The following is an 8,981-nucleotide window of genomic DNA, read 5'->3' as shown; positions in this document are numbered from 1 at the left end:
CGCCGTCACAGGATGAGCCCGGCCCCGCGCGCGTCGTCCACACCGGCCGCGCCGAGCGCTTCGCGGAGGTGGACCCGGACCGGCTGCCGCCCTCCGTCAGCGGCAGCGCCTCCGCGGAGCTGTGGCGCGCGCTGGGCGTGCGCTCCGCGCTGGAGCGTGCCGCTCATCGTGGACAACCGCGTGCTGGGCGCGCTGTGCCTGCTGTCCACCCGGCCGCACCGCCACTACGGCGCGGTGGACCAGGCCTTCCTGGAGGAGCTGTCCGCCCGGGCCGCGCTGGCGCTGGACAACGCCCGCCTGATGGCGGCGACGCAGAACGCGCTGGAGCTCATTGGCGTGGCCGCGCACGACCTGGGCACCCCGCTGAGCTCGCTCCAGCTGCGCCTGCGCCGCGTGCGCCTGCAGTGCGCACCCGCCCACGGTGAGGACTCGCGCCTGCGCGAGGGGCTGCTCTTGGCCGAGGAGGAGACGAAGCGGCTGGGCCAGCTGGTGCACAACCTGCTGGACCTGTCGCGCCTGTCCGGCGGCCGGCTGGTGCTGGAGGCCCAGCCCATGGACCTGGCGGAGCTGGCGCATGAGGTGGCCGCCCGCCACGAGGACCAGGCCGCCGCCGCCGGCTGCGCCCTCACCGTCCACGCCCGCGACGGCGCCCGCGGCCGCTGGGACCGCCAGCGCCTGGACCGCGTCCTCACCAACCTGGTCAGCAACGCTCTCAAGTTCGGCCGGGGTCAGCCCGTGGAGGTGCATGTGGGCGTGGATGAGGGCACACACCGGATCCGCATGTCGGTGCGCGACCACGGTTCCGGCATCTCCCCGGAAGCCCAGCAGCGCCTGTTCACCCGCTTCGAGCGGGTCACGACGGACAGCCGCGCGCCGGGCTTCGGCCTGGGCCTCTACATCGTCCGCCAGCTCGTCGAAGCCCACGGCGGCACCATCCGCGTCCACTCCAGGCTGGGAGAGGGCTCGGAGTTCACCGTCGAACTCCCTTTCACCCCGGAAACCCCGGCAGCAGGCGTTTCCTCGATTCGCGCATGACCCTCCCGGGTAGGTTGCGCCCCAGCACCCCTTCCCATTCAGTCACGAACAGTCCGGGTTCGCCTCTGAGTGGAATTATTCTCAGAAGTTGAACCCGTCTGTTGATTGTGGATATTCTCCGTGCGGCTAGAACTGCTCGTTTCCGGCAAAAGCCGGGTTTGAGCGCGACCCTCCGCCAGCGTCCCCCCGACGCAAGGGCACCCGGGTCCACTGGCCGCGACGCTGCTCCGGCAGCCGTCCGCACATACGCGTTCGGAGGAGTCCCCTCATGGGTGGAGCTGACAAGATTCAGGAGCGGTGTACTCGCACTTCCTCCCGCCTGTTCACGGCGGGCCGCGCGAGCCTGCTGGCCACGCTGGCCAGCCTGACGGTGGCCTGCGGCGGTCCTGAATCCGCGGAGTTGGAGTCCTCCGCCGGCCTGGAGCCGGAGCTCGCGGCCCAGGGCCAGGCGCTCTCCGACGACGCCGCCCTCAGGGGTGGCAGCGGCGCTTCCGCGCCCGTGGGCCTGGCGCTGGAGGTCGACAACGGCGAGGGCGTCCCCCTGAAGGTGAAGGCCGGGCAGCGCTTCTTCGTGAACCAGATTGACCTGCGCGCCTCCATCTCCGCCACGGAGGACGAGGGCGTGGACGGCCTGCGTCAGAACAGCGACTTCCTCGCCGTGGGGTGGGGCGGTGTGCGTCTGGCGGACCAGGAGTTCGTGGGCCTGTCGAACGCGGACGGCACCTACACCCGCCGCCGCTTCTACCGGGACGCGGCGTGGATGAAGGCGACCAGCCTCTTCACGGTGGAGCCGGTGGACGCGCACGGCAGGCTGACGGGCGCGCCGGTGCTGCTGAACATCGGCAGCGACGACACCCGCCGCACGGAGCGCGACGACTTCTTCATCCGCCGCATGCGCGCCATCCAGTGGACGCGCGACTGCCGCTCGCTGACGGACTGCACGGGCGCCCGGGCCTACGAGGAAGAGGCCCTGGTGGAGCTGCGCAACGCGTACGACCACGCGAAGAAGCAGACGCTCACCTTCACGTCCCGCACGGTGGGCCTGCGCCTGCGCTGGAGCCTGCGCCCGTTCGCCCCCTACTTCATCCCCGTCACGCAGGTCTCCAAGCCGGCGTACAGCTACGGGTTCGGCATCGACATCAAGCCCCTGACGGCGCCCCGCGAGGACGGCACGTACGCCCCCGGGTCGGACGTCACCTTCCAGATGACCCTGAAGGACGGCCAGGGCAAGCGGCTGCACGCTGCCGGGAGCCTTCCAACCTACAATGAGGTCGCACCTCCGGGCGCTCCCGGCAATCCGGCGGGGATCCAGTACTATCAGGCCTTCTTCAACCCCACGACGACCTACTACCGCCGCAAGCACCAGGAACGGATGATGATGACGCAGCTCATCGGGCCGGCGCAGGACATCCAGCCCATCCGGAGCATCGTCGACCTGGAGGCGTTCCTGGATGACTCGCAGGACGTGCAGACCATCGCCACCCCGGCGCGCGACGGCGTCTACGCGCAGTTCATGACCTTCCCCCCGGCGAACAAGCTCTTCGGCGGCGCCTTCTTCCCCAACGACGGCCGCTGGGACGCGCCCGTGAGCGACACCTGGACCTACCACCTGCCCGCGGACGCGAAGCCCGGCACCTACCTGGTGACCGCCAAGGCGCGCCGCGTGTACCTGGGCGAGGACCGGCCGGCGTCGCGCACCATCGAAATCCAGGTGGGGACGCAGACGCACACGTCGGCGGTGCTGACCACGGGTCCGTGCAACACCTGCCACAGCAAGGGCGGCGACCTGGGCGAAGTGCTGCATGCGAACGACAACCGCGCCGCGTGCGCGTCGTGCCATGCTCCGCTGGGCTTCGAACTGGAGGGGCCCATCTTCGTGCGCACGCACTTCATCCACTCGCGCTCCAACCGCTTCGACGCGCCCCTGGAGAAGTGCTCGTCCTGCCACCTGAAGCAGGAGACCACGCAGCGCACCAGCAAGGCCGCGTGCCTGTCGTGCCACAAGAGCTACCCCGACAGCCACGTGGAGAGGTTCGGCCCCATCGAGAGCATGTACGTCGGCGGGGGCCGCGAGTCGTTCCAGCAGTGCACCGGCAGTTGCCACAAGACACACCCCGGCGCCGGCTTCTAGCCGCCGCCGGTTCGCACGGAGGTCCTCCATGGCGCACGTGAAGATGCAGACGGCTCGTTCCACCCTCACGGATCCAGTCGCCGTCGCGGAGGACCTCCTGGGCCAGTTACACGGCCCCCCGCCGAAGCTGGTGACGCTGTTCGCGGCCCGCCAGCGGGACCAGCGCGCGCTCAACCGCGCGGTCCGCGAGCGGCTGCCCAAGGAGACCCGGCTGGTGGGCGCCACCACCGCCGGGGAGCTGGACAACAACGGCATCCACGAGAACAGCGTCGTGCTGGGCGCGCTCTCCGGCGACTTCGAGGTGGGGCTGGGGCTGGGAAGCGGCCTCACCGGAGACGCCATCGCCGCGGGCGCCATGGCCATCAAGCGCGCGTGCGAGGAATTGGGCGTGCGCCAGCAGGACCTGGACGCGCGCCGGTACGTGGGCCTCGTGATTGACGACGGCTTCCGCTACAAGAAGGAAGAGCTGCTGCTGGGCATCCTGGAGAAGAACCAGACCCTGGTGCTCGTGGGCGGCGGCGCCAGCGATTCAGAGACGGACCCCGCGCGTCAGTCCGCCCTCATCCACGTGGATGGTGAGGTCGCCGGTGACGGCGTGCTGGTGGCCCTCTTCAAGACGAACGCCCCCTGGGCCGCGCTGCGCTCGCACTGGTACGTGCCCACCGGCGAGCGGCTGACCATCACCAAGGTGGATGAGACGCATACGCGCGCCCTGGAGATTGACGGCCAGCCCGCCGCCCGGCGCTACGCGGACATCCTGGGCGTGGAGAACATCGCGGACCTGGAGTTCGGCCGGCCGGGCGGCTTCGCGCTGCGCCCCACCGCGCTCAAGGTGGGCCGCGAGTACTTCATCCGCGCCGCGTGGCGCCCCCTGGAGGACGGCTCCATCCTGTTCGCCAACCTCCTGGAGGAGGGCAGCGAGCTGGACCTGATGAAGGCCGGCGACCTGGCGGGCATGACGCGGGACTTCTTCCAGGAGGAGTTGCCCAGGCGGGTACAGAACCCCCAGGCCGCCCTCCTGTTCCACTGCAGCGGACGCCTGTGGTACGCGCAGGCACAGGGTATGGTGCCGAAGCTCTCCGAGGCCCTGAAACTCGCACCTTCGTCCGCTGGGATGAACGTGCAGTTCGAGATCTACTCGGGGTTCCACATCAACACCACGCTGACCGTGCTCGCGTTCGGTTCCAACTAAAAGACCATGGCCCACCACCCGTTCGACGTGGCCCACGCGGAAGCGCCCCTCGGTTACACCCTGTCCCTGCTCCTGGTGGGCAGCGAGCGTGAGACGCGCGCCATGCGCGACGCGCTGGAGAAGGAGGACATCCTCTCCATGCTCACGCTGGAGCCCGTCAGCACGCGGGAGGCCCTGGAGCAGGCGCTGGAGCGCCCCTGGGCCCTGGTGCTGGTGGGGGCCGAAGTCCCGGGCATGACCTGGGAGGACGTCCAGGCGGCGTGGGTGAAGCGCGGCCGGGAGCCGGCCTTCGTGGTGAGCGCGCCCACCTGGAGCGCGGACACGCTGTCCGCCGTCATGCGCGCCGGCGCGCGCGACTACGTCACCGAGGACCGCTACGGCCACCTGCCCTTCGTGGTGGCGCGCGAGCTGCGCCTGCACGCCGAGCGCGCCCAGCACCAGATGACGGGCGTGGAGCTCAAGCGCACCAACTACCTGCTCAGCAACATCATCGACGCGCTGCCCTTCGTGCTGTTCGTGAAGGACGCGGAGACGCGCCGGCTGGTGGTGGCGAACAAGACGTTCGCGGACGCCTTCAGGGTCACCAAGGAGTGGTTGCTGGGGAAGCTGGACCACGACTACTTCCCGGCGGAGCAGGCGGACTCGTTCATCGCCATCGACACGGAGATCCTCGAGACGCGCCGGATGAAGACGTTCGAGGAGGTGGCCCGCGCGGACGGCGTGGACCGCATCTTCGCCACGCGCAAGATTCCGCTGCTGGATGACCAGGGCGTCGCGCGCTTCGTGATGGGCGTCACGGAGGACATCACCGAGCGCAAGCAGAACGAAGAGGCCCTGCGCGCCTCCAAGGACGAGCTGGAGGCCGCCAACAAGCAGCTGGCCGCCAGCCTGGAGGAGATCAAGAAGACGCGCGCGGTGTCCGCCCGCTCCCTGGCGAGCTACCAGCAGCGCGCGCTGCAGATGGAGATCATCCGCCAGCAGAACGAGGACCTGGACCGGCTGGCCCAGGAGCTCTCCGTCGCCAAGCGCAACGAGGAGGAGCGCGCCCGCGAGGCGGAGGGCGCCGTGCGCCTCAAGAGCGAGTTCCTGGCGAACTTCAGCCATGAGATCCGCACGCCGCTCAACGGCATCATCGGCTACTGCGACCTGCTCATGCGCGAGGAGGGCAGCCGCCTGACGCCGCACGGCCGGCGCGACCTCAACGTGGTGAAGACGAACGCCAAGACGCTCCTGGCGCTCATCAACGACATCCTGGACCTGTCCAAGATCGAAGCGGGCCGCGTGGAGGTCGTCACCGAGCCGGTGGACGTGGAGGAGCTGGCCGACGAGTGCATGGCCACGGTGAAGGAGTACCTGAAGGGCAAGGACGTGGCCCTCACCGTGAACGTGGACCCCGAAGCGAAGGAGATCCGCACCGACGCGCTGAAGCTGCGGCAGATCATGCTCAACCTGCTGAGCAACGCGGCCAAGTTCACCGACACGGGCGAGGTGGCGCTCACGGTGGTGCCCGCGGGCGGGGGCGAGCTGCTGATGACGGTGGAGGACACCGGCGTGGGCATCCCGGCGGATCAGCTCGCCTTCATCTTCGAGAAGTTCCGTCAGGTGGACGGCACCACCACGCGCAAGGTGGGCGGCACGGGGCTGGGGCTGGCCATCGTGCGCGAGCTCACCCGCGTGCTGGGCGGCACGGTGGACGTGAAGAGCACGCTGGGCCGCGGCTCCACCTTCACGGTGCGGCTGCCGGACGTGCTGGCGACGACGGTGGGCGCGGACAGCCCGCACGCCACGGAGCGCCTGGTGCCCGTGCACGACGTGGCCCAGAAGCTCGCGCCCATGGCGCGGCCGGGCAGCACGGTGCTGGTGGTGGATGACGACGTGCTCATCCAGCAGCTCGTCACCGGCCAGCTGGAGCCCGCGGGCTTCAAGGTGGTGACGGCGAACGACGGCCTCGCCGCGATGAAGCTGGCCCGGGAGGTGAAGCCGCAGGCCATCCTGCTGGACATCCACCTGCCGCGCATGGACGGCTGGTCCGTGCTGAGCCAGCTCAAGAGCGACCCGACGCTGGCGGCCATCCCGGTCATCCTGGTGTCCGTGGAGGAGCAGCGCGCGCGCGGCTTCAGCCTGGGCGCGTGCGAGTACCTGGTGAAGCCGGTGGAGCCGGAGCGGCTGGTGGAGGTGGTGCAGAAGAGCCTGGCCTCCGCGGGCGCCACGGCCGCCGCGGGCGACGTGCTGGTGGTGGACGACGACGCGGCCACGCGCGAGCTGGTCAGCCGCAACCTGCGCCGCGCGGGCTTCTCCACCAACGAGGCGCGCAACGGCGAGGACGCGCTGCTCAAGGCGCGCGTGTCGCCGCCGTCGCTGGTGGTGCTGGACCTGATGATGCCCAACCTGGACGGCTTCGAGGTGCTGCGCCGGCTGCGCGCGGAGAAGCTGTCCGTGCCGGTGGTGGTGCTCACCGGCAAGACGCTGTCCAACGAAGAAGAGACGCTCCTGCGCGACGGCTTCGCGGGCTTCGTGCGCAAGGGCGGCCACGCGCTGGAGGACGTCATCGCGCAGGCGAAGGGGCTGCTGGTGTCCCAGCGAGCGGCCTCCGCGGGGAAGCTGCCCCGCGTGCTGTACGTGGAGGACAGCGAGCAGAACCGCGACATCGTCCGCCGCTACCTGGGCGGGCTGTATGACCTCATCGAGGCGGAGGACGGCGAGCAGGGGCTGGAGCGGGCCCGCAACGACGCGCCGGACCTCATCCTCATGGACCTGTCCCTGCCGAGACTCGACGGCTGGGAAGTCACCCGCAGGCTCCGCGCGTTGCCGGATGGGCAGAATGTGCCCGTCATCGCCGTCACGGCGCACGCGGGTCGCGAATACCAGGACAAGGCGCAGGCGGCCGGTTGCACGGCCTACATGACCAAGCCCCTGGACCGCGACCAGCTCATCGAGACGATTCGTCAGTACCTAGGGAGAAGCCATGGCTGAAGCAAAACCGCGCGTCCTCGTCGTGGACGACGATCCGGACCTGCTCGACCTCGTGCAGCGCTCGCTGAGCGCGTACGGGTTCGATGTGCAGACCCACACGTCCGCCCTGGGCGTGTCCAACATCGTGCGCGCCTCCGAGCCGGACTTCGTGCTCATCGACGTGAATTTCCCCGCCCTCAAGGGGGACAAGGTGGTGGGGCTCGCGCGCCAGTACGCCCCCCCCGGCACCCGCTTCATCCTCTACTCCGCCTCCGACGAGGCCAAGCTGCGCTCGCTGGCCATCGCGTCCGGCGCGGACGGCTACATCTCCAAGAGTGTCCAGGGCGCCGACCTGGCCCAGAAGCTCCACGCCATGCGCCTGAAGCCGCGGCCGGCGTTGCCCAACCGGGATCCCTCACCGGTTGAGAGCTGACTCACCCCCTGGGTAAGCCCGACCCCTCGGGCTACCCCTCCCTCCGGAACGATGGGAATCTCAAAAATCGATAACCCGCAAGCCCGGTATGACTTGAAGTTCACCAAAAGGGCTGTAAGGTAGTCGCTTCTAGAGATTTACGCGCTCACTGTTCTTCCCTGCTGGGGCGCGCCTTACCCACCACGAACTGCCTGCGTCCCCCCGGAGGCACCTTGCATACGTCGACCGATTACAGCCATGCCGAAAAGCTGAAGTATGAGCTGACTCAGCCCATGTTCAACGTCATGTTGAAGAAGTGGGTGGGCAAGGGCGAGCTGGACTACGAGCGCTACCTGCACACGGACACCCTGCTGGCGCTGCAGTCACCGGAAGGCGAGCTGGTCTCCCACGACGAGCTGATGTTCCAGATCGTCCACCAGTCGCAGGAGCTGTACCTGAAGCTGGCGTCGCGGGAGATGGTGGAGGTGGTGGCGGAGATGGACCGCGACGCGCTGTGGGCGGTGGTCGCCCGGCTGGCGCGGGTGCAGAAGATCATCGCCGGCATCAGCGCGGAGATGGCGATCCTGGAGACGATGACGCCGGCGGAGTACCAGGTCATCCGCCGCAGCCTGGGCAGCGGCAGCGGGCAGGAGTCGCCGGGCTACAACACCTTGCGCCACGCGGCGGACGGGCTGGAGTCCGCGATGGAGCGGATGCTGGAGCGTCGCGGGCTGACGCTGTTCCAGGTCTATTCGGCTGGGGGGCCGAAGGACCTGCAGCACGTCTGCGAGCAGCTGGTGACGGTGGATGAGAGCTTCCAGGGATGGCTGTACGCGCACTACCAGCTGGTGCGCCGGACGATTGGCATCGACCGCACGGTGAAGGCGCTGGACGGGCTGCCTTCGCAGGTGCTGCAGGCGCGGATGACCCTGCCGCTGTTCCGCGCGCTGTGGGACGTGCGCGTGGAGCTGACGGCGGGCTGGAAGCGCGAGGGTGGCTACGCGCCGGGTGAGGCGCGCACCGGTGGCGGCTGCCCGATGGCCGCGATCAACGCGATGAATGACTCGGCGATGCACGCGCCGGTGGCCAGGCGCAGCACGCCCCCGACGCCGCACCTGCACCACGCGCCGATGGCCCACGCGCAGCACGCTTCCGCGGCCCACGCGCAGCATCCCACCACGGCGCATGCACATGAGCCGCGCGTGGCGGCGGCTGCCGATGCACGCTCAGCACACGCCGGTGGCGCACGCCTCGGCCGG

At 69.6% G+C, this 8,981-nt stretch carries 6 protein-coding genes; all 6 read left to right on the top strand.

Annotated elements, in window-relative coordinates:
• The first annotated feature begins 156 nt into the window (after positions 1 to 156).
• Positions 157 to 1,035 carry an ATP-binding protein gene (locus ACLEQD_RS30395; RefSeq protein WP_410388893.1) on the top strand — a complete coding sequence of 293 codons (879 nt, stop codon included), beginning with the start codon at positions 157 to 159 and terminating at the stop codon, positions 1,033 to 1,035.
• A gap of 268 nt (positions 1,036 to 1,303) precedes the next feature.
• The gene (locus ACLEQD_RS30390) at positions 1,304 to 3,166 is read left to right on the top strand and encodes a cytochrome C (RefSeq protein ID WP_410388891.1); all 1,863 of its coding nucleotides are present in this window, start codon (positions 1,304 to 1,306) and stop codon (positions 3,164 to 3,166) included.
• A 28-nt stretch (positions 3,167 to 3,194) separates the two neighbouring features.
• Entirely contained in the window at positions 3,195 to 4,358 is a 1,164-nt protein-coding gene (locus ACLEQD_RS30385; RefSeq protein ID WP_410388889.1) for an FIST signal transduction protein, read from the top strand.
• Positions 4,359 to 4,364: 6 nt separating this feature from the next.
• Positions 4,365 to 7,331 carry a response regulator gene (locus tag ACLEQD_RS30380; protein ID WP_410388887.1) on the top strand — a complete coding sequence of 989 codons (2,967 nt, stop codon included), beginning with the start codon at positions 4,365 to 4,367 and terminating at the stop codon, positions 7,329 to 7,331.
• Positions 7,324 to 7,743, top strand: coding sequence for a response regulator (locus ACLEQD_RS30375; RefSeq protein ID WP_410388885.1), 420 nt, complete (start codon positions 7,324 to 7,326; stop codon positions 7,741 to 7,743). The genes ACLEQD_RS30380 and ACLEQD_RS30375 overlap by 8 nt, the downstream gene beginning before the upstream one ends.
• 272 nt (positions 7,744 to 8,015) lie before the next feature.
• Positions 8,016 to 8,981 (top strand): tryptophan 2,3-dioxygenase family protein (locus ACLEQD_RS30370; protein ID WP_410388883.1); only part of this gene is annotated, 966 nt, incomplete at its 3' end.

Origin of the sequence: Corallococcus sp. 4LFB, from assembly GCF_046520365.1 — a bacterium.
Lineage (GTDB): Bacteria > Myxococcota > Myxococcia > Myxococcales > Myxococcaceae > Corallococcus > Corallococcus caeni.
The sequence above is the reverse complement of the archived record's forward strand: the minus strand, read 5'-3'. Positions and strand labels throughout refer to the sequence as shown.